A 20059-nucleotide genomic window follows, 5' to 3' on the forward strand; every position below is an offset into this window, starting at 1 on the left:
TACGCAAGAGACTGGCTTTTTAAGTCAGTCTTTCTTCATATCCGGCGGTAGGATAGAAGAAAAAAACTATTTTTAGGCATTGTCAAACACTCCCTTGGTCAATGTCTGAATCGCTGCCGACAAGAAATCTCGTAAAGCTCAACATCGTGCTTTCTGTATTGTTGTCGGTCGTGTTTTGCGTATTTCTCCTGGCCATCACCAAGAATCCGGCCGACACCCTTGTACGGTTTGTCCAGATCTCGTTATTTATCGGCCTGGCAGGCTTTCTCAATCTTTGTTTACACATCCTTTTTGCCCGAAGATCTTCGCGGTATCTCACTCACGACCAGTTTCTATTTTATAGTCTGAGCTACTGCGTGGCCATTTTGGTCTGGCTTTTGGTCAGATACTTCCATATGGCTGTAACGGGACGGCCCTGGGAGGGCGAGGGTGAAAACATGCTGGAATCTTACAGCCTGGCGATACTGGCGGTATCTGCATTCAACACACTGATCCTGATGCTGCAAAATCTGGTGATCCTGCAACACCGCAAAGCCAGAAGCGAGATCGAAAACCTCCAATTGAAAGCATATGCCGGAGAAACGAGGAATCTTCTGCTTAGTCAGCAAATCCATCCCCATTTTTTGTTCAATGCTCTGAACACCGTCAAATCGCTTTACAAAAGAGATGTTAACGAAGGCGAACGTTACCTGGTGCATCTGGCCAATTTTCTCCGGGTCGCCGTCTCGAACCATGGTACCACTACCACATTGATAAAAAACGAGCTCGACTTTTGCCTGAACTACCTGCAAATGCAGCAGGTCCGGTTTGGAAGCGCGTTGACCTATTCGGTAGCGCTTTCCGACCACACGGTGAATAGTGGCTTCCTGCCGTTCTTTTCCTTGCAGCCGCTCGTAGAGAATGCGTTGAAGCACAACCTGCTGACCGAAGAAAAACCGATTAAAATCCTGATCGACGAGCACGAAGGCTACATTCGTGTAAGCAACAACCTGCAAGTACGGGCCTACAAGGAGCCGTCGACAGGTCAGGGGCTGTCGAACCTGACCGAGCGGTACCGACTCCTGGGAGCAGGGCAGATCGGGATCGAATCGGGCCCGGAGGTATTCAGGGTGAGCATTAAAATTCTCAACAAATGAACATCGTAATCATCGAAGACGAATGGCTGACGGCGGATGACCTGATGCAGACGATACAGGAAGCGGATCCGTCCCTTGCAATCACTGCAATCATCAAATCGGTGGACGAAGGCGTTCGCTGGTTCGGGAGCAACCCGGCCCCCGACCTGATATTCAGCGACATCCAGCTGGGCGACGGATTGAGCTTTGAAATACTTGCGGGACAGCAGGTTCCGGTGATTTTTTGTACTGCTTACGACGAATATGCGCTCCATGCATTTAATGCGAACGGTATCGACTATATCCTCAAACCTTTTACCAAAGAATCCGTTTCCCGGGCACTGGCTAAATACAAAAACCTGACCCGCGGCAAGGTCGGGGACATTTCAACGCAATACGAATCGGTCAGGCGGCTGTTTTCCGATGTGAGAGCGGCCAGGCCCTCGTCATTGCTGATCCATTTTAAGGATACGATATTCCCGCTTAAAATAGCGGATATCGCGCTGTTCCGTCTGGAGCACGGAATTGTCCACCTGACTACTTTTGAGAAAAAGATCTATTATCCGGGTAAAAGTCTGGATGAATTGGAAGGAGTTGTGGGAGACGATTTTTTTCGTGTAAACCGGCAATATCTGGTCAACCGGAGCGCGATCGTGAATGCGTCGAGTATCTTGTCACGGAAGCTTTCCATCAGTGTGAATGTGCCTGTAAGTGAAACGGTGACAATCAGTAAAGAGAAGGCGCCAGCCTTTCTCAAATGGCTTACCGGAGCGGTATGAGGGAACTCCGGGCGGCTGTCGGCTACCCGGAGTTGTGCAATTGGAGTGCGCGGTAAGCCGCTAGAAAGTATAAAAGATGCTTGCCTGCGCGGTCGACGTCGTAAAGTCCGGTTTGATGATCGGATTACCTGTGTCGCCGATTTTAGTAAAACCATAAATGTAGCGCACCCCCATACCAAGGCCCATTTTGGATTGGAAACCGATACCGCCTACTGCGCCGGCGTCGACTTTTTTTGCAAACTTTTGGTCACCGGCAAGACCCGGCACTTCCTCTTTAATAAGCATAGCCGCTTGCGCACCGCCTTCAAGATAGAATCCCGACCTTGTTTTATAGCGAAGCAGGATCGGGACGGTCATGTAGTGGAGTTTGATATCCTCTTTGCCCAAAATATCGGACTTGGCTCCCTGCAGAGAATACAAAATATCTTCCTGGATAGAAAACCGGTCGTTGAGCTTAAAGCCGATGGTGCCTCCGAAGTGATAGCCAACGAGCGGATCGGTAGCGAAGTTTGCATTAACGAAATCGCTGTAACCCACGCCGGCTTTGATTCCGAATTCCAGTCTTTTCGTCAGGCCGGGCACCAAACCCTGGCTGAATGCACCTGTTGACATTAGCACTAAGGCCGCCAATAATAACTTTTTCATAATTTGAATTGTAAGGATGAACATTACTGTCTGTTGACAAGGATTAATGTCCAAAATTGGCGTGCTGGCGGAAGTTACGTAAGCGGAATCATTGCGAAACGGACACATTGGGCAATAAGGCGGCCCGGTGCGGGGCGGTACCGCTCGCCCGATACACACGTACGGATAAGGTCGCAGCCGATTTTTCAGGGTCGGCAGGATGCTACATTTAAAAGCAGGGAAAAATTCGATTACATTGTAAAGCCGAAAGGCGTCCACCAACATTAGCCAGCATGAACCCGAACATCATTCTCCAATCGGTTTTTCTATTTCTCACTATCGGCGTTTTTACTTCCTATGCCCAAAAACCGACCATTGCCGGATCAATTACCGGGATAGGGAAGTCGCCGATCCAATTCCGGTATGTGAAGGACGGAAAGCGCCAGGTTGATACAGTTTTCGCTGTAAATGATCATTTTAAGTATAGTCCGAAAGGCTCCGACGATAGCACATTGACAATGCTCTTCGCAACGTCGGGATATTTACGGCTATGGGTTGAACCGGGCGAAGTAACTGTCTCCGGCTCTTTTGATCACCCATTCAGGCTACGTTTAAAGGGTGGGAAGGAAAACGCGCTGGTGGATCAGTACAATGCAGCAATCGACTGGAAATATGACGAGCTGGCAAATGGTAAACCCGACTCGGTGAAGAGCAAACTGGAAAAGGAGAAGGAGCTAAAAACACGGGCATTCATCCAATCGCATCCGTCCAGCCACATGGCCGCTGAGCTTCTTTATTGGCAATCCATGTACAACGATGCCGAGCTCGCGACACACGAAACGTTGTGGCAGGCATTCACGCCGGCTGTCCGTGCCTCTAAGCAGGGAATAAAGCTTTCGCAGAGATTAAATGCCGTCCGAAATCAACCTGTTCCCGGCAAATCAGCGCCCGACTTCACAATCCCGGATGTTTCCGGCAACCCTGTTTCGTTGGCAGATTTCAAAGGTAAATACGTCCTTCTCGACTTTTGGGGCCATTGGTGCGGCCCGTGTGTCCGGGCATTTCCGGCGTTGAAAGCCCTTCATGACCGCTTCGCAAACAAAATGACGATTGTCGGGATTGCGGCAGAATCCAAAAATGACCGCGACAAATGGGTGAATATGATTAAGGAAAATAACCTGAACTGGGTCCAGCTCTCCGAGCTTGAAGCAGACAATGGAAAAGTGAACCAGACCTATAATATCGTCGCCTTTCCAACCTATTTTCTGGTTGATAAGGCCGGAAAGGTTGTCAGTAAGTCAAATGCTATCAGGGACATCGAATCGGCTATTGATTCTATTGAAGATTTGAAATGAGGAATAAAATGACAGGTACTGATCATAATTTCTTTTTGAAAACCACGCTGACCTGCCTGGCAGCGTTGTCGTTTTTGACGGGCCAGGCCCAACCGCAGGAGAAACATAACCTCCATTTTGACAAGCTTGCCAAAGTTTGGGACGAGGCTTTGCCGCTGGGTAATGGCACGGTAGGAGCGCTGATCTGGGAACGCGAAGGTAAACTACGCCTCTCGCTGGATCGCGCCGATATCTGGGACATGCGCCCGATGGCTGGCCTGCATCGCGAAGAATTCAGCTACAAATGGGTACAGGACCAGGTTCGAAAAAAGGATTATAAGCCTGTACAGCAGTATTTTGATGCACCGTACGACCGGGAGCCGGCGCCGTCCAAGATTCCGGCCGGCGCACTGGAATTCGCCCTTCCCGCAGGGCTTGAAGTAACGAAGGCGGACGTGCTGCTGGCTTCGGCCACGGCAGTGGTGGAATGGTCTAACGGGATGGTGCTTAAGACCTTTGTACACGCCACTAAACCAGCGGGCTGGTTCCGGTTTGAGCATGTTTCGGAGAATGTGATGCCAGAGCTCATTGCGCCCAAATACAGTGGGGCGGTCAAGGAAGGAGGCGAGGTCAACTCGCTGGTAGGTGATGATCTCGCCCGCCTCGGGTACAAACAGGGCATCATTACGCGGGAAGCCAATAGCATTACTTATCGTCAGGAGGGCTGGGGCGGTTTCAGTTACGAGATCGCCGTGAAGTGGAAGCCGCTTCGTAACGGCGTTATAGAAGGGGTATGGAGCGTTTCTTCGCATTATCCGAAGGCGGCTGCCAATCCAAATGCTACCGCCATTACAGGTGATGCATTAAAAGGGACCTACTCCTCTGCTTATACGTCGCACGTTGCCTGGTGGCAGAAATTCTGGAATATGTCGTCCATTCGTGTGCCGGACGCGCTGATCGAAAAACAATGGTACCTCGAACAATACAAGTTCGGTTCGGCGGCCCGGCGTGGCGCCCCGCCCATTTCATTGCAGGCGGTATGGACGGCGGATAATGGCCGTATCCCGCCATGGAAAGGTGATTACCACCATGACCTCAACACCCAGCTCAGCTACTGGCCTGCTTACAGCGGTAACCACCTGGAAGAAGCATTGGGATACCTCGATCATTTGGACGAAAACAAGGAGAATTACCAACGCTATACCAAACAATATTTCGGTGTAGAAGGTCTCGCTGTTCCGGGCGTAACCACCCTCGATGGTACCGAAATGGGCGGCTGGATCCAGTATTCGCTTTCCCCGACCGTATCGGGCTGGCTTGCGCATCATTACTATCTGCAATGGCGCTACGGTATGGATAGCGATTTTCTGAAAGATCGTGCCTATCCCTGGTTCAAACAGGTTTGTACATTCTTTGAAAATATTACTATTAAAAATGAAAAGGGGATCCGGCAATTGCCCATCAGTTCGAGTCCCGAAATCCGCGACAACAAGCTGGAAGCCTGGTTTCCCCAGACAACGAATTATGACCTGGCGTTGATCAAGTTTGCATTCGGGGCGGGTGCGGAACTCGCGCTCGCGACGGGCGACCGGCTACAGGCGCAAAAGTGGCGTGAGCTTCTGGCCGAATTCCCGCCGTTTGCCTTTACTGAAAACAGCGAGCTGATGTTTGGCCCAACGCTTCCGTACAACGAATCGCACCGGCATTTTTCGCATCTGATGGCCATTCATCCATTGGGCCTCATCAAATGGGAGGATGGCCCGGAGGCGCAGAAAATGATCGGGAACACCATCGCATTGCTGGATAAAATCGGTCCCGATTATTGGTGCGGCTATTCCTATTCCTGGCTGGCAAACCTGAAAGCGCGGGCGAAAGACGGAGCGGGTGCCCAAAAGGCCCTTGAAATTTTCGCGAAGGCATTCTGCCTGCCCAATAGCTTCCACGCCAACGGCGACCAGACGAAATCGGGGCTTTCAAAATTTACCTACCGGCCGTTTACCCTGGAAGGTAATTTCGCATTCGCCTCGGGTTTGCAGGAAATGATGCTACAAAGTTATGCCGGTTTTATTGAGATCATGCCGGCGGTGCCCGAAGTATGGAAAGACGCTGATTTTAAGGATTTACGCGCCGAAGGGGCCGTTCTCGTAAGTGCTGCCAAACGTGGCGGTAAGGTTACGTCGATCGGAATGACCGCCGAAAAGGAGGGTGAAATTGTTTTGAAAAAACCTTTTGAAAAATACCGGATAGCGTCAGCCAAAGGAATTGAGATCGTCAAAGATGAAGGTGGGTTTCTGCGGCTTAAATGCCGTGCGAGCGGCAGCATTGTATTGACAAGGGCTGAGTAGTTGCATGAGGATTGTTTTCATGGCTTTTTCGGTCTGAATCATACCAGTTTTCGATGCCAGTCGACCTGGTAGCCGTACACCCATTCCATTTTTCGGGCTTCCAGCCTGACGAACAACGGCAGGAGCAAGTCCCGGAAAAATTGTTGAAAACGGTTCGGGACGGTTTTGCTATCCCCAACCTTGCGGGCTTGTTGGATAATGGCCTGAACCCGTGCCTGACGTAGGAATTGAAAGTGCGTAAAGGCTGTTGACAGATCGGCAAAATCCCGGATGCATTGGGCCAGAACCAGTGTATCTTCCAGCGCCAGGGAGGCGCCCTGGCCAATGTGCGGGGCCGTAGCATGGGCAGCGTCGCCGATCAGGCAAATGCGTCCCTGATGCCACTCCGGCAAAAACGGGATGTCGTAAATTGCGTAAATTTCAATCGAATGTGCGGCCCGAATGGTAGCTGCAATGGGTTCCGGGTCATTCTGGTGCAATGCGAGCAACCGCTCTCTCATATCGGCCTTCTCCGAGCGGTTCAGCGCTTGCCGGGACGGTTCGGTTGTTTGGGCGATGTTGTTAAACCACCAGACTTCGCCATGATTGGAGACCGCATATGCGAAGAACCCGCGTTCGCCAAATGTCATGTGAATAGCGTCTGTCGGAAGCGACAAATTGGCCAAATTGCTGGTCCCCGCGGTGGACAGCAAGCCGGTGTACTCCGGTTTGGGCGCATTCGGGAAAAGTTTCTGGCGGACGACCGAATGAATGCCGTCGCAGCCAATCAACAAATCGCCTTCGGCCGTGGAACCGTCCGCAAAATGGGCCGTTACGATGCCATTCTCCTCATTTTGAACGACAGATACCAGGTATTTACCAAACTCGACGCGAATATCGGCCCGCTGAGCGGCCTTGCGCAGGGAGCTATTAAGCAAACTACGTTTAACCTGAACCGTCTGACTGCCGTAGCGGGAAATTTGATCCGCATTATCGATCACGCCGATGGCCTTGTTACGGGAATTGAAAAACCGGATCTTTCCGGGCGTGTATTCCGTCAGGACTTCATCTAATGCGACATATTGCTTCAAAATGTTAAGTCCGTTCGGGGAAATACCAAGGAAAGCGCCTTTTTCGTCGTCAGTATCCGGTTTTGCTTCGTAGATCACGGACTGGATGTCAATTTTCTTCAAGGCAAGTGCCATGGCAGGGCCGGCGATCCCGCAGCCAATAATGATTGCTTTCATATAAATGATATGTTCAAGGAATTCAGAACTCTTTCTGCTATTGTCGGAAGTGTTAAATGGAAGTCTCGTTTCCGGCTGCGTGCCGTAAAGATTTTTGTAAAACGCGTATGGTTATTACATCGATTTCGTTTTATAAATACAAAACTAGATCGAAAAAGATACAAAAACAACGAAACCGATTTTTTTATTTATATTTGCAACAAAATCGATTTATTATGAAACCTGTCGTTGAACTGATCAGTGAATGGGATAATTACCAGGAAACCCATCCTGACGCGACCGTGTCGGACTTTTGCAGGCATTACCTGGCCATGGTGGAGATTAACAGCGTGTCCGAAGGCCTCTTTGCAGGGGTGGAGCCACCAGATCAGACATCGACCGTTGCCAAATTGATTGGAAGACTAGGCAGTATGCTAGCCGCTTATTCCAAGTTGGCATTGAAAGAGGGCGACGAAGTGGAGCTGGATGCATTCTATTGTCTGAACACAATTTTCCACCAGGGCGAGGCCCGAAAAATTGACGTGATCAGCTATAACTTTTTCGAGCAAACCACGGGTATCGACTTACTGAACCGCTTAAAAAAAGCGGCTTACATCTCCGAAAGAACTGATCCATCGGACAAACGCGCCAAGCTGGTTCAGCTCACCGGTAGCGGGAAACAGCTGTTGTTTTCGCTTTATCAACGACTTTATTTTCCCGCTTACCTATTGTTTGGCGAAATGTCGAAAGTGGATATTCATTTGATTATAAGCTTGCTGGGGCCTGTTGAGATGAAGCATGGAAGGATACTGGGCGATAACCGCACCCGGAGCTTTGCCGACATGCTGGTCGAAACATTAGGTGCTGAAAAACTGGATGAGGTGATCAAATATCAGCAAAACCAGGTTGCGCGGTTCGCGGCCGGGAAGCAATGAGCTGAATTTAAAAAAGCGTTTCTCCTTCTTTTATCCGACTTTCCGCCGGTTCCAAAAAGGCATTCCCGCCCATCGCTGCTCGGCTGAATACTGTTGGCTATGCATTTGAAGATAAATATCGAATGCCTGGCTGATGATCACATCGTAAGCGAGCAGGGCGTCCGTGTGACCCGCAAGCGTGTCCGCGATCGCGTGGCCCGCATAATAACCCCCTTCCAATGCCGACATGATCCCGTATGAAGAGATAGGGTCGAAAGAATAGGCAGCATCGCCGACGGCCAGCCACCGGTTACCAGTTCGCTCATCGAGCATGGAGGTGGAGGCGGGTCTTAGCGTTATTTCTTCGGCATTACAGGCAATGGGTTTCTTTAATAGGTTGGATATTAACTTGTTGGTGCTTGACTGGGCAAATGCCATAAAATGATTGGTATTCATTAATTCCTTGTCGACCAGGTCGTTGTCGGTCATGTAGGCAATTGACAGCTTGTGATTGGAAAGCGGCGCAGCATACCACCAGCCGTTTGCGACAGCTTCGATAAAAGTATTTTGCCGCAGCATCGTGTCGCCGACGGTCAGTTGCGCGGAGATGCCCACCAGCGCATCCAGCCGCTTTCGCTTCCGGCCCAGAATGCGGGCGATCCGGGCCTGGCGGCCGGTGGCATCCACGACGAAGCTGCATGAAACTGTGGCATTTTGCTCCCCATCCAGGGAAACCTGCCAACGGTCGGGAAGTTGTTCGATGTGTGTCACGCGATGGCCCGCCAGCCATCCAATGCCACGGGAAATGCAGTGCGTCCGCAGCTGTTTTTCAAAAAAAGGCCGGTCCAGATGCCACCCATGCGGATTGATCTGTGTGAAAAAACTCTTTTCGTACGGAACATCGCTGCCCCATACGAAATGGTTGCCATAACACGGCAGGTGAGCCGGATCGACCATCAAATGATCGATCCCGGCCCTTGCCAATATGGAAGCCGCATTGGGTGGAATCGTTTCGCCGATTTTAGCCGTCAATGCAATTTCAGGCTCGACAATCAGGCAACCAACTCCACGGTTAATCAGACTCAATGCAGTAGCCATCCCGGCAATGCCTCCTCCGGCGATTACGACGGGCGTTGTGTGCTCCATCTAGCGTTCGTCGCGTCTGAATGCACGCCGTTCGCGCCGTGGCCGCGCGGGGCTTTCCTCGTCTCCCGCCACGGTTTTCAAAAGCACCGTAGCTTCCCGAAGTATCTGCGGCGTTGCATGTTCCGCTTCCAGGACCTGCTGGTAGGTTGGGTCGCTCTCAGTAAACTGCGCGCGGTCCGACTCTACCCATAGCTGTTCGGGGAGCCACTTGGTTTCACCGGTTTTCGGCAGCGGATGTTGCACGATAATGCCCAGCTCATGCCAGCGGGCCACCATATTATTGATTTTGGATTGATACTGTGTACCCAGGTCGCGCAGCCAGTCCTGGCGGTAATCCAGGTGCTTCAACCGCTGGGCGTCATTCATGCCGCTGTCTGACAGCCTGGTAAAACTGTCGCTCGAAAGCACCTGATTAGGAACGCGCGCGGCCCAAAAGGAGGGAAGCGCCAGGTACAATGAGGCCACATATCCGGAGAGGCAGCTTGCTTCGTCGGTTTGCCAGGGCACGCCAAGCCAGCGGGTGAGCGAGCCCGGCCCGCTGCCATCGAGCGGCCCTCCTGGTTGCAGCGCGATGGCGGGGGACAACAGGGGACCATAATCGTCTTTGGGCGAAACACCTTCCGGAAGTATTTTAATACGGAAAGGCTTTTTCTCCTGCCAGAAAATCAGGTTGCGGAAAGGCCAGGTGATTTCGATGCCGGGGTGGAATGGCCCGCCGAGGCATTCTTCCAGGGGGGCCTTGTTAAGGGCGGCAACCTGTTCTTCCGGATTCAGATGGTCAAACAACGGTGGTGCTTGTAGCGAACCCGTAGTAAAATCTCCATTCGCCCAACGCTCCATGCATTCATACTGGGTTGCGGTGAGAGGCAAATCCACGCTCGGTAGCGCTTCATAATCGCCGAAGGTATCTCCGTAAAACGGCGGGATCTTTTCCGGCTCATATTGGTCGCCATTCGGCTTGCGGTACCAATTGAATACCCGTTCCCTATCTGCCCGGCTGCTTTCGGAAGGGTCGGAGAGTTTGGCAAGAATGTCTTTTTCGGTAAAATCGCTGGGCGAATTCTGGCCAAACAGCATGTAGAAACCGTGGTTTACCCACTGCGTGTCGACGGTCCGTTTGAGGATCGGATAGATGTGTTCATAGAAAACGATCGCTTCCGGTTTTTCCAGCCAGCCGCTGCGTACATACAGGTCATACACGACGTCGTACATGGTCACGACGGCAAACAATCCTTGTCCGAAGTTGGGAGGCGTTACCGCTACCATCGCCGGCGCAGCCTCGAACGTCTGGCCATCCAGCACGACAGTCGCGCGGACCGTGCCGTCGGAGACATCGTCGTGCCAGCCGTCGTTGTTGGCAAAAGTGATGGCTGGCAAACTGTTATGCGAGGCCGACTTTCCTTCCCCGCCCAACACGATCAGACGTCCTGCGTGATCTGTACGGACTTCTCCAAGCGGAACCTCGGTATCGTAAAACTTGCCGCCGTCAAATTGGTAAGCGGGGCCGCTCACGTTTTGGCCGTTGATCGCCCTTGGCCCAGGGTCGATGATTAACTGGGAACGGTCATCACCTTTGACGCCCGCATTACGAAATGCCGCCGGTATTCCGTAACCGGGAATATCCAAGGCATTCATAAACTGGTACCAGCCGGCCTTCCTGTTGGCAACATGCACCCGCCAGCTAATGCTTACATTGTCGGAGGCTGTCAGTTCCCTGATCACCTCGCCGTTTTCGCCGATGCCGTAAATCCGGAAGAGAACGGCCTGTTTCTTTACGCGCCCGAGCGCATCCTTGTACCCGCTCTCGGGCACAGGAGGTTGTCCCGGTATCTCCGAGGCCAGGAAAAATTCATCCGAGTTCCCGACACGCGCAATGCCGAGCGGTGGATAAATCGCAACTGATTTGATGGTAGAGGGCATCTGTTTTCAGTTTAAATGGTTGATGTGATTGAATGGAAATCCGGACTGCCCTTAATTGCAATCGAATGCAACCGGTATTGGCCGATGATCTTAGGACAAAGGAGTATGTAGCTATTTTTACTTTTGGCAGCACTTTTTTCTAATAAAGTATTGAGTTATCGGTAGAATTAGTTTGTAATGTCTGGCTGTAACCCGGCACGTAGTCGTCGTTTCAGCGCTCGTAAAGCAGCCAGATTTCGATCTGTTTTACTTCTTATTTTATTTATAGTTTTTCTATAAATAAATCTGTAAATTAAAGCGAAGATCACCCTCAAATTCAGTATGTTATGGAAACGAAACCCGCTCATCAGGGAGCCCCGGGGCATGCTGCCGCCGGCGCGCTCCTGGTCTGGTTACTACTGTTCGGTGCCGCGGAGGTTTTGGCACAAACGATCGTACCTTACCAGTCCAATTGGAAATACCTGCAAGATGGAGTAGTGCAAAATGGCAGCACCTGGGCCACTGCCGGGTATAATGACGCCAGCTGGCAAAGCGGAAATGCGCCATTCGGGTTCGGAAGCAATGCGGGCTATACCTATGCCACCACACTTCAGCGTGGGCCCAACAATACGACGCCGAACCACCCGGTGTTTTATTTTCGAAAAAGCTTTCAGGTCAGTAATACCTCGACGTATGCTAGTTTACGGTTGCGCGCTACGCTCGACGACGGCATTGTCATCTATATCGGAGGGGTGGAGGTTGCCCGAAAGAATATGACACCCTCCCAGGGAGGCTACGCCGGTACGCCCGTAGGTACCCCACTGCTGACGATCGATACTGTGTTATCGGTAAACCGGATCCAAAACGGGACCAATATCATAGCGGTTGAATTGCACCAGACAGGCCAAACCAGCTCCGATATTTACTTCGACTTGCAACTGGATGGGCAGCCGGCAGGGGCACCGCCGTCGTTGTTCCGCCATCCGTACCTGCAACTGGCTTCGCACAATCAGATGACGGTTTACTGGTACACCAATGTAAAGACCAATGCGAGCGTCCGGTATAGTACCAATCCCGATCTGGAAATATACCAGGAGGTCAGGTCGTCAGTCAGTGATACCTTGCACACCGTTACGCTTAAAAACCTGGCTCCCGATACCCAATATTATTATAGCGTAGGCTATTACAGCGGTTACGACTACGTGCAGCTGCAATACAACCCATCGGTGAATTACTTCCGAACGCTGCATGACCCGGCCGATACTACCAAATCGCTGCGCTTCTGGTTGCTGGGTGACTCCGGAGCAGGGCAAAGCACCAATCCGCGGCCCTACAACGTGCGGGATGCCTACCTGGCCTATTTGGCCTCTAAAAACAACCCGAAGGTCGACGGTATGCTTTTCCTGGGTGACAATTCCAATACATTCCCTTATGAGGGTCTTCAGACCGCATTGGACCTGACGCTGTTCAAATTTTACAACAACCCTTCCGACAAGCAGCTGCTCTCGCGCATACCCTCCTGGACGGTCATGGGAAACCACGATTATGATCCGGATTTGGCCTACAAAACCAAAAGCGGAAAGACGATCAAGCTCAAAAAGGGTTATCAAAACCAGACAGCCGCGAGCTTTTCAGCTTTTGCTTACCCGGATAGCGCGCAGATCGGGGGAGAACCTACATATAATAAAAAGGGGTATTATTCTTTTAACCAGAGTAATGTCCATTTTGTCGTTTTGAACCCACCGATGGTCGAATCTCAGAATGTGAACGAAAACTGGGAACGGGAATCTTCCACCGCAGGTTACTATGACCTGTTTAGTAAAAACTCGATTGCGATGGACGATTCCACCAATTCGCCCATCGATTCCTTGCCGCAGGTTAAATGGCTGGTCAAAGATTTGACCAAGAATAAGCAAAAGTGGACGGTGGTAACCTTTCACCTGCCGCCCTTCTCGACGATAGGCCATTTTCCAACCGAGAAAGATTTGTTGCGGGTGCAGGAGAAGCTGCTGCCGATTCTGGAAAAGCCTGAGTACCATGTCGATGCGCTGGTTGTATCGCACTCGCATGCATATGAGCGTGCGGGGATGATCCGCAAAAAAGGCACACAGGCGCGGACTAGCGATTATACACAAACCGGCGGGCAAGCAGGAAATGGTAACCTGGGAAGATACCCCAACACGCTGCCATATGCCAAGACTAACAGCGAAACAGCTTATACCTATATCCTGTCCGGGTCGGCGGGTCGTGGTTGGTACACAACCAGTCTAAGCGACGGAGGCTATACCCCGGGCTCTTCGAGTATAAAGCACCCGAGCACCTCGGTGCCCCCGCTGGACAATCTGACGGGCGATAATACCACAGACTTTTATCACAAGGAAGGCGGATCGGTGGAACTGGTGTTTCAGGAGAACCGGCTTGATGTGAAATTTATCAAGGAGTCGGATGTGTCTCCAAAATTTGTCGTTGCGGATTCGTTCGTGGTGATGAAGGATGTAAGCAAGAAAAAGACCATGACGATTCAGAACGGTGGAGACGCAGTCAAACTGACTGCCTCCTGGATCGGCAAGTACAATTGGTACACTGCTCAGCAGCCAGGGGTGCTATTGGCATCGGGTGTGCGCGACCTGAGCATCGGACCGGGTAGTTCGAGCACATTCTACGTCAAAGACGATAAGGGTTACCTGGCCGATACCTTTATTGTGAATGTTACCAATCCCAAACCGGTCAGTACGGGCGACACGCTGATTAAGTTTCAGTCGCAATGGCTCCTCCCGCTGATGGCTGGTTTCATGAGCAAGGACATTAAACTTGAAAAGCAATGCATTGCCCCATGGAGTTTCACAGGCCCCCCGTTTGAAATGCCGGTTAAGAGCATTGTTGGCTTCGGGCATGGTGATGAAGGATACCCGATGGCCACCTATTTGATTGAAAAAGTAATGGTTCCTGCGGAAAGGCTGTGGTTTAGACGGAGTTTCGTATTGAACGGCTCGGCCCAGACCTACGCCGGATTCAAACTCACGCTGCTGCGGGATAAGAACCTTTCCAACCGAAAAAGCTTTTACATAAAAGAGCACCTTCTGCTCGTGAACGGACAGCCCATAGAGATCACCGCGTCCAGCACAAAGGATCTTGGGAATGGTCGGGAGGAAGTCACCTACACATTAAGCAACCGCGGCTTTGTTTACGGGATCAACTACATTCTGGTGAGCTATTACATCTATCCGATGTCGTTGACGTCTGTCAATCCTGCCACAGACCCATTTACATTCGACGCACAGCTGATCAGCATGCCGCTAGGCCTGGCACCGCCGCCGGCTTCCAAACAATTCAAGCTGGGAACAGTGGCATTGAGCCAGCAGACGTGTGCCGGGGATACGGTCAGTGTGGAATTTGAGGCGGTTGGCAACGAATCAGGGTTTCCCGTTTTGTACGAAGCCAGGCTGGTAACCGCTACCGGTGATATTCCGTTCGGTGAAGGGACGCGGTCGCCCATTTTGGGACGGCTGCCCAGGGGGTTGGCTGAGGGAAAATACAAGGTGAGAATAGCCACTAAAAATGCATTTATGGATGACCTCGAAGGGCCGGAGACGTTTGTGAAGGCATTGCCGACGGCGGCAATCCTGCCTGCCCCGGCGGTCACGGTCTGGAAGGGCGAGTTCGTTACCTTGTCCGTGAAGTTTGCGGGACCGGGGCCCTGGCATTATGTGGCGTCCGACGGAACGGAAGGTACCGCTGCCGCGGCCGACACGTCCATTCGGGTGAAGGCGGGCAGTACCGGGCCGTACATGCTGCGCTCGGTGAGCAATGGGTGCGGGGCAGGGGATGTGAGCGGCGCAGTGGAAGTGGCGGTCAAAGAGCCATTCCTGACCGTATCCGATGTTTCGCAACTGACCTCGGCACCATTTAAAACGGCGCTCTGTGACGGAGACTCTGTTGCCGTGAGCTTTACCGTGACAGGACCCGATCGCGCACGGACCTACGCAGCCCAGCTTTCCGATGCTAATGGAGGGTTTGGCTCAGCCGCATTGCTTGGCAATAGTGCGGGTAGTCCGGTTCGAATGCGCCTGCCTGCCGCGCTCGCCGAAGGAAATGATTACCGGATCCGGGTTGTGGCAGTCAATCCTGATGTCGATTTTACCTCCAATCAATCCGATGCGCAGCCGATCCGCAGCCGTGCGGAAGGGAACTTCACGCTCAGCAAGGTGGCCGTTTTTGAAGGAGAAGAGGTGCAGTTGAACCTGCTTATCAAGGGTACTTTACCCGCCCATTACTACCTGCATTACGGGGCCGACATACTATCCGGAACGACTAGTCAGCCCACAGTCGGCAAGGTGCTCACCTTGCGCCAGACCACGGTCTTTTCACTCGATTCGGTGCGGAATGTGTGCGGCTATGGCCTGGTTGCCGGGAACGGCACGGTCACTGTCAGCTTGCTCGTCGGCGTTGACCCGCTGTCCGGCAACGGAATTACGGCGTATCCTAACCCGGCGGCCGACCGGCTCATGCTTCGAGGAAAGCCCTATTCGAGGGACCCTTTTCAGTGGCAAATCTATGGTGCAGACGGAAAGCTCTTTCAAAAAGGGATAGGTGTACCTTCCCCCGGAGCTTCTTACGAGATCGATACCCGGATGCTGCCATCAGGGCTTTACATTTTGAAACTGAACCGGGGCAAACAGGAGAACTCGTGGAAAATCATCAAGAAGTGATGTTCAGCGCGTCAAAAACACGGGCATATATGTAATTTAAATCCTCTTCGGAGATACAATAGGGCGGGACGAAATACAGGACATTCCCCAGCGGCCTCACTAATATGTGATGTTCGAGGAAAAAGCTATTGAGGAATGCCTGAATGGAATTGAAATAGGAGGTGGCCTCTTCTGTTTTCCATTCGATGGCGAGTATGGTTCCGCATTGTCTTGCAGTCAGCCGGTTGGCATAAAGTTCTGTTTGCTGAACGAATGCTTTATGCTGCATGCAAATGCGTTGAATATTGCCTTGGGTGGCATCGCTGAGCAACAGGTCGAGACTGGCTAATGCGGCACTGCAGGCTATTGGATTGGCAGTGAACGAATGACCGTGAAACAGCGCTTTTGACTTGTCGTCGGAATAAAAGGCATCGTATATTTTCTGGGAACAGGTCGTCAAACCGAGGGGCATTGTACCGCCGGTCAGGCCTTTGGAGAAACACATGACATCGGGGGCGACGGTCAGATGGTTGGCTGCAAAAAGCTTCCCTGTGCGCCCGAAGCCAACGAAAATCTCATCTTGTACCAATAAAACTTCCTTCGCTCGGCAGTATTCAAGCAATTCCGACAATTCTTCCGCGCCGTGCATCCGCATGCCCGCGGCACCTTGCACGAGCGGCTCATACACGAAGCAGGCCAGCTCGGCCGCGTGTCGGTCAATGACCTGTTTTAGCTCAGAAAGATTGTCCTTCGCAGGCGCGTCAATAAACAGCACTTCGAACATAAAGTCCATATAGGGCGCCGTCCAGGCACTCCGGCCGCTGACCGACATCGCCCCGAAAGTATCGCCATGGTACCCGTTATGAAAGGCAAGGATTTTGGTCTTTGGAATGCCCAGGTTCGCATGGTACTGGATGCACATTTTCAGGGCAACCTCTACGGCTGTCGATCCATTGTCGGTGTAGAAGACCTTCTGCTGGTTATCGGGTAACAATGCTAACAGCCTCTCGGACAGTTCAATGGCGGGAGGATGGGTGAATCCCGCAAAAATTACCTGTTCCAGCGTCGACAGCTGCTCAGCTACTTTCCGGGCAATATAGGGGTGTGCATGGCCGTGCAAGGTGACCCACCAGGAAGAAATGGCATCGATGTATCGCGTGCCGTCGGCATCGAAGAGGTAGGTTCCTTCCCCTTTGACGATCGGCAGCAGCGTTCCCGATTTCATCTGGGTGTAGGGGTGCCAGTTAACTTGCCGGTCCCGCCTGATTAGTTCTTGTTGGGTCATAATGAGGGTATTTCTTTAAAGCAATGGCTGCTTTGTAAATTTCATTTCTGTTTAAATACTCAAATTCAGGCAATTCGATGATCGTCGCCTCGGCGGGGCAGTGCCTGATCAGAACAGCCCGGGTGGCCGGGTTGAAAATGCCGTTAAAAACGACAAATGCAACGGGAATGCTGGCCGCTTTTAATGCTTGTACCGACAGCAGAGTATGGTTGATACAGCCTAAATAATCACGCACGACCAAAACCGCGGGTAGTTGCAGTTGCTCTATCAGTTCGATCATAAAATGCCGGTCATTGACCGGCACGAACAGACCGCCGGCACCTTCTACGATAAGCGGGCCGTCGGTGCGGGGTAACTGGAAATCAGACAATTCGATGCGAACGTCCTCTGCCTCCGCTGCCTGGTGCGGCGAGACGGCAAGCTGCAAACGAAACCGCTCCGGGTAGATCTTCAAATAGGGATTGATCAGGCCCCCGACTTCAATGCTGTCGGATTGCGCAAGGTCTCCCGATTGAATGGGTTTCCAGTAACCGGCCTGAAAATGTTGTGCGAGCACAGCCGAAACCACCGTTTTCCCGACGCCGGTTCCGATGCCGGTGATAAAGAACCTATTTCCTGTATTCATATTGTTGGATGATTCCGCACAGTTGGTCTATTTCATCATGGGAGTTGAAAGCGTGAATACTCACCCGCAAACGAGCCTGCCCGACTGTGGGCGGGAAAAGTGCATACGCGCCAATGCCTGCCTCGGCCAAAGCCTGTGTTACTGCCCGCAACTCGCGGTCGTGTTGAAATTGGACGGACTGGATCGGGCTCGATTCCTGGGAGGTATTGGATAATTGATACTTTCTGAAATGCCGGATCCGGTCTTGCAGTGTGATCGCTAATGTTGGATGCCTTTCCAGGTGGTCGTATGCGGCCGTGATGCTTACGATCTGCACGCCGGGCATTCCGGTAGAGTAGATGAATGGCGCCGCAAAGTTCACCAGGTATTCTTTCAGCAAATGGGTCCCCAGCACTGCGGCTCCCTGCACGCCCATCGCTTTTCCGTAGGTCACTACCGTTGCAAGCATTTCCTGTTGCAGCCCGGCACGATGTACCAGGCCCTTGCCGAAAACACCGATGGCATGGGCCTCATCGACAACGATGCCCGCCTGATACTTTTTCGCCAGCGCTACAATTGCGCCCAGCGGAGCGAAATCGCCTTCCATGGAATAAAGGCTTTCTACCGCGATGACCACATTCCCGCTGGCTTTTTTCAACAGGGCTTCCAGGTGGGTCAAATCATTATGTCGGAACTTCCATTTTCGGGCCGTCGACATCAGGCAGCCATCGTGAACCGAACGATGAATGAGCTCGTCGACAATAATGGTATCGTGCCTGCCCGCAATGCAAGAAAACAATGCAAGATTGGCCTTGTAGCCCGATGGAAATAGCAATGCGGCTTCGACCTGATGTGCCGTCGTTATCCGTTTTTCAGCCCCGGTCGCTGCATCCGAATTGCCGCTGATCAATCGTGAGCCCGTTGACCCGGTTAGGAGCCTCGTATCGCGGCCGATCGCTTCGTAAATAGTCTGTTGAAACGCGGCATCCGCGGACAATCCCAGGTAATCATTGGAATAAAAATCACAACCTTCGTTCGGTGGCCTTAATCGGCGCAAATGACCGTTTTCCTTCCGTGTTGAAAGGGCATTATGCCAGTTCAGCTCTAAGTGGTTCACTCCTAAGAACGTTTTTCGCTATTTCCTCAAACCAATTGTTAAATAGTGTCTCTTCTATCCTCTGAAGATGGGATGCATGCATTTGCCAGTCCTGATGGAGGATTTCCAGCATGGAAGTCATCTCTTTCAAGTGACCTTCTTCTTCCAGTATGATGGACTTGACGGTTACTTTGGATTGTTGGCCGGTCAGCACGTCCTGGTAGGCCGGGTACAGCTCATCCGCCCGCACCTCGATGAGGTAAGTGACGTACAAATAGGCTGCATACTTTAACTTGCGCCCCTCGAAACCAAATTGGGTTTTAAGGTAACGTGCGCATTGGATGTCGAGTTTGTGGAGATACTGCCGGGTATGAATAGGCGCCAGCAATTCGGAAAGCCCGTAATGCCGGGGGGCCGGCCCGTCGAGCTTCTGAATCTGCTTTTTAAGGTAATAGGCATGCCGATGCTCCTCTGCCGCATGTTTGAGCTGTGTGATGTCAACGAGTTCCGGCTCTTCGCAGGCCGAGATTTTGCGCGCACCGGCATTTTCCAAAAAAGAAAGCGTGTTAAGCCATTTTTTGTGCAGTTCGCTTCGTTGAACTATTTTGGTCAGTATTTCTCTCATGATCTTTTCTGAATTCTGACCAAAGAAACGGTGTTCTGATCCGAGGCGAGGTACCAGCTTGTAAGATTAGGCGTAGTCCGGCCATGTAGCCGCCCGGTTAAAACGCCGGTAGTTTGGTACGCAAGGCGGTATTAGGTTCACTTAAACAAATATTATGCGCGTTTGACCCATGGTATACTACTCTCAAAATTACAACTCGCTGGATCGCGTTCGAAGGATGGTAATAGCCATGTTGCTTGTAATTAGCGCTCTGGGCAGGCATTCTCCCAACAGGCTGTAACCATAGCCGATTCGCAGGACCAGCACAGGTTGGTATCAGTTATATTAAACGAAAATTCGGTTACATGACCTCATAAGTGCTCAGCTCAGACCGCTCATAAACTCTAAACTCTAAACCAAT

Annotated in this window: 14 protein-coding genes; 6 read left to right on the forward strand and 8 right to left on the reverse strand. The window is 51.8% G+C overall.

All coding sequences use genetic code 11. From position 1 onward, the window contains the following. The first annotated feature begins 101 nt into the window (after positions 1-101). Together ACTJJJ_RS01430 and ACTJJJ_RS01435 are read left to right on the forward strand one after the other, a co-directional pair. Positions 102-1136 (forward strand): sensor histidine kinase, encoded by a 1035-nt coding sequence (locus ACTJJJ_RS01430; protein WP_188931454.1) that lies wholly within the window; start codon positions 102-104, stop codon positions 1134-1136. Beyond that, on the forward strand, positions 1133-1894 hold the full coding sequence (locus ACTJJJ_RS01435; protein ID WP_440701222.1) for a LytR/AlgR family response regulator transcription factor: 762 nt from the start codon (positions 1133-1135) through the stop codon (positions 1892-1894). Before ACTJJJ_RS01430 ends, ACTJJJ_RS01435 begins: the two co-directional genes overlap by 4 nt. Before the next feature lie 60 nt (positions 1895-1954). On the opposite strand, the gene ACTJJJ_RS01440 is transcribed toward ACTJJJ_RS01435, so the two are convergent. Continuing rightward, positions 1955-2539 carry a porin family protein gene (locus ACTJJJ_RS01440; protein WP_440701223.1) on the reverse strand — a complete coding sequence of 195 codons (585 nt, stop codon included), beginning with the start codon at positions 2537-2539 and terminating at the stop codon, positions 1955-1957. Positions 2540-2811: 272 nt separating this feature from the next. On the opposite strand from ACTJJJ_RS01440, the gene ACTJJJ_RS01445 reads away from it, so the two are divergent. Then, positions 2812-3873, forward strand: coding sequence for a redoxin domain-containing protein (locus tag ACTJJJ_RS01445; RefSeq protein WP_440701224.1), 1062 nt, complete (start codon positions 2812-2814; stop codon positions 3871-3873). 8 nt (positions 3874-3881) lie between these two features. Then, positions 3882-6197 carry a glycosyl hydrolase family 95 catalytic domain-containing protein gene (locus tag ACTJJJ_RS01450; protein WP_440701225.1) on the forward strand — a complete coding sequence of 772 codons (2316 nt, stop codon included), beginning with the start codon at positions 3882-3884 and terminating at the stop codon, positions 6195-6197. 38 nt (positions 6198-6235) lie between these two features. Here ACTJJJ_RS01450 and ACTJJJ_RS01455 read toward each other — a convergent pair whose 3' ends face one another. Continuing rightward, positions 6236-7423, reverse strand: coding sequence for an FAD-dependent oxidoreductase (locus ACTJJJ_RS01455; RefSeq protein WP_440701226.1), 1188 nt, complete (start codon positions 7421-7423; stop codon positions 6236-6238). A gap of 215 nt (positions 7424-7638) precedes the next feature. Here ACTJJJ_RS01455 and ACTJJJ_RS01460 point away from each other — a divergent pair, with 215 nt between their 5' ends. Next, positions 7639-8337, forward strand: coding sequence for a winged helix DNA-binding protein (locus tag ACTJJJ_RS01460; RefSeq protein WP_440701227.1), 699 nt, complete (start codon positions 7639-7641; stop codon positions 8335-8337). 30 nt (positions 8338-8367) lie between these two features. Here the strand turns inward: ACTJJJ_RS01460 and ACTJJJ_RS01465 are convergent, their stop codons facing one another. Beyond that, the gene (locus tag ACTJJJ_RS01465) at positions 8368-9462 is read right to left on the reverse strand and encodes an FAD-dependent monooxygenase (RefSeq protein ID WP_440701228.1); all 1095 of its coding nucleotides are present in this window, start codon (positions 9460-9462) and stop codon (positions 8368-8370) included. Next, complete coding sequence (locus ACTJJJ_RS01470; RefSeq protein ID WP_188931440.1) at positions 9463-11382, reverse strand: LodA/GoxA family CTQ-dependent oxidase; 1920 nt, start codon at positions 11380-11382, stop codon at positions 9463-9465. 326 nt (positions 11383-11708) lie between these two features. On the opposite strand from ACTJJJ_RS01470, the gene ACTJJJ_RS01475 reads away from it, so the two are divergent. After that, positions 11709-16070 carry a metallophosphoesterase gene (locus ACTJJJ_RS01475; protein WP_440701229.1) on the forward strand — a complete coding sequence of 1454 codons (4362 nt, stop codon included), beginning with the start codon at positions 11709-11711 and terminating at the stop codon, positions 16068-16070. Here ACTJJJ_RS01475 and bioA read toward each other — a convergent pair. The 4 genes from bioA to ACTJJJ_RS01495 are packed head-to-tail and all read right to left on the reverse strand — an operon-like array spanning position 16060 to position 19659. Further along, on the reverse strand, positions 16060-17334 hold the full coding sequence (gene bioA, locus ACTJJJ_RS01480) for an adenosylmethionine--8-amino-7-oxononanoate transaminase (protein WP_440701230.1): 1275 nt from the start codon (positions 17332-17334) through the stop codon (positions 16060-16062). The genes ACTJJJ_RS01475 and bioA overlap by 11 nt on opposite strands. Beyond that, positions 17294-17959, reverse strand: coding sequence for a dethiobiotin synthase (gene bioD / locus ACTJJJ_RS01485; RefSeq protein WP_440701231.1), 666 nt, complete (start codon positions 17957-17959; stop codon positions 17294-17296). Before bioD ends, bioA begins: the two co-directional genes overlap by 41 nt. Next, positions 17943-19055: an aminotransferase class I/II-fold pyridoxal phosphate-dependent enzyme gene (locus ACTJJJ_RS01490; RefSeq protein ID WP_440701232.1), complete on the reverse strand. Its 1113-nt coding sequence runs from the start codon at positions 19053-19055 to the stop codon at positions 17943-17945. Before ACTJJJ_RS01490 ends, bioD begins: the two co-directional genes overlap by 17 nt. After that, positions 19027-19659, reverse strand: a complete 633-nt coding sequence (locus ACTJJJ_RS01495; RefSeq protein WP_440701233.1) for a hypothetical protein — start codon at positions 19657-19659, stop codon at positions 19027-19029. The genes ACTJJJ_RS01490 and ACTJJJ_RS01495 overlap by 29 nt, the downstream gene beginning before the upstream one ends. Positions 19660-20059 lie beyond the last annotated feature (400 nt).

Source organism: Dyadobacter sp. 22481, from assembly GCF_052044875.1.
Classification (GTDB): domain Bacteria; phylum Bacteroidota; class Bacteroidia; order Cytophagales; family Spirosomataceae; genus Dyadobacter; species Dyadobacter endophyticus.

Bases quoted from the DNA above. Each gene is read 5' to 3' on its own strand.
- ACTJJJ_RS01455 (WP_440701226.1), bottom strand. From the start codon at position 7,423: ATGAAAGCAATCATTATTGGCTGCGGGATCGCCGGCCCTGCCATGGCA.
- bioA (WP_440701230.1), bottom strand. From the start codon at position 17,334: ATGACCCAACAAGAACTAATCAGGCGGGACCGGCAAGTTAACTGGCAC.
- ACTJJJ_RS01475 (WP_440701229.1), top strand. From the start codon at position 11,709: ATGGAAACGAAACCCGCTCATCAGGGAGCCCCGGGGCATGCTGCCGCC.
- ACTJJJ_RS01465 (WP_440701228.1), bottom strand. From the start codon at position 9,462: ATGGAGCACACAACGCCCGTCGTAATCGCCGGAGGAGGCATTGCCGGG.
- ACTJJJ_RS01450 (WP_440701225.1), top strand. From the start codon at position 3,882: ATGACAGGTACTGATCATAATTTCTTTTTGAAAACCACGCTGACCTGC.
- ACTJJJ_RS01495 (WP_440701233.1), bottom strand. From the start codon at position 19,659: ATGAGAGAAATACTGACCAAAATAGTTCAACGAAGCGAACTGCACAAA.
- ACTJJJ_RS01440 (WP_440701223.1), bottom strand. From the start codon at position 2,539: ATGAAAAAGTTATTATTGGCGGCCTTAGTGCTAATGTCAACAGGTGCA.
- ACTJJJ_RS01445 (WP_440701224.1), top strand. From the start codon at position 2,812: ATGAACCCGAACATCATTCTCCAATCGGTTTTTCTATTTCTCACTATC.
- ACTJJJ_RS01470 (WP_188931440.1), bottom strand. From the start codon at position 11,382: ATGCCCTCTACCATCAAATCAGTTGCGATTTATCCACCGCTCGGCATT.
- ACTJJJ_RS01430 (WP_188931454.1), top strand. From the start codon at position 102: ATGTCTGAATCGCTGCCGACAAGAAATCTCGTAAAGCTCAACATCGTG.
- bioD (WP_440701231.1), bottom strand. From the start codon at position 17,959: ATGAATACAGGAAATAGGTTCTTTATCACCGGCATCGGAACCGGCGTC.
- ACTJJJ_RS01460 (WP_440701227.1), top strand. From the start codon at position 7,639: ATGAAACCTGTCGTTGAACTGATCAGTGAATGGGATAATTACCAGGAA.
- ACTJJJ_RS01435 (WP_440701222.1), top strand. From the start codon at position 1,133: ATGAACATCGTAATCATCGAAGACGAATGGCTGACGGCGGATGACCTG.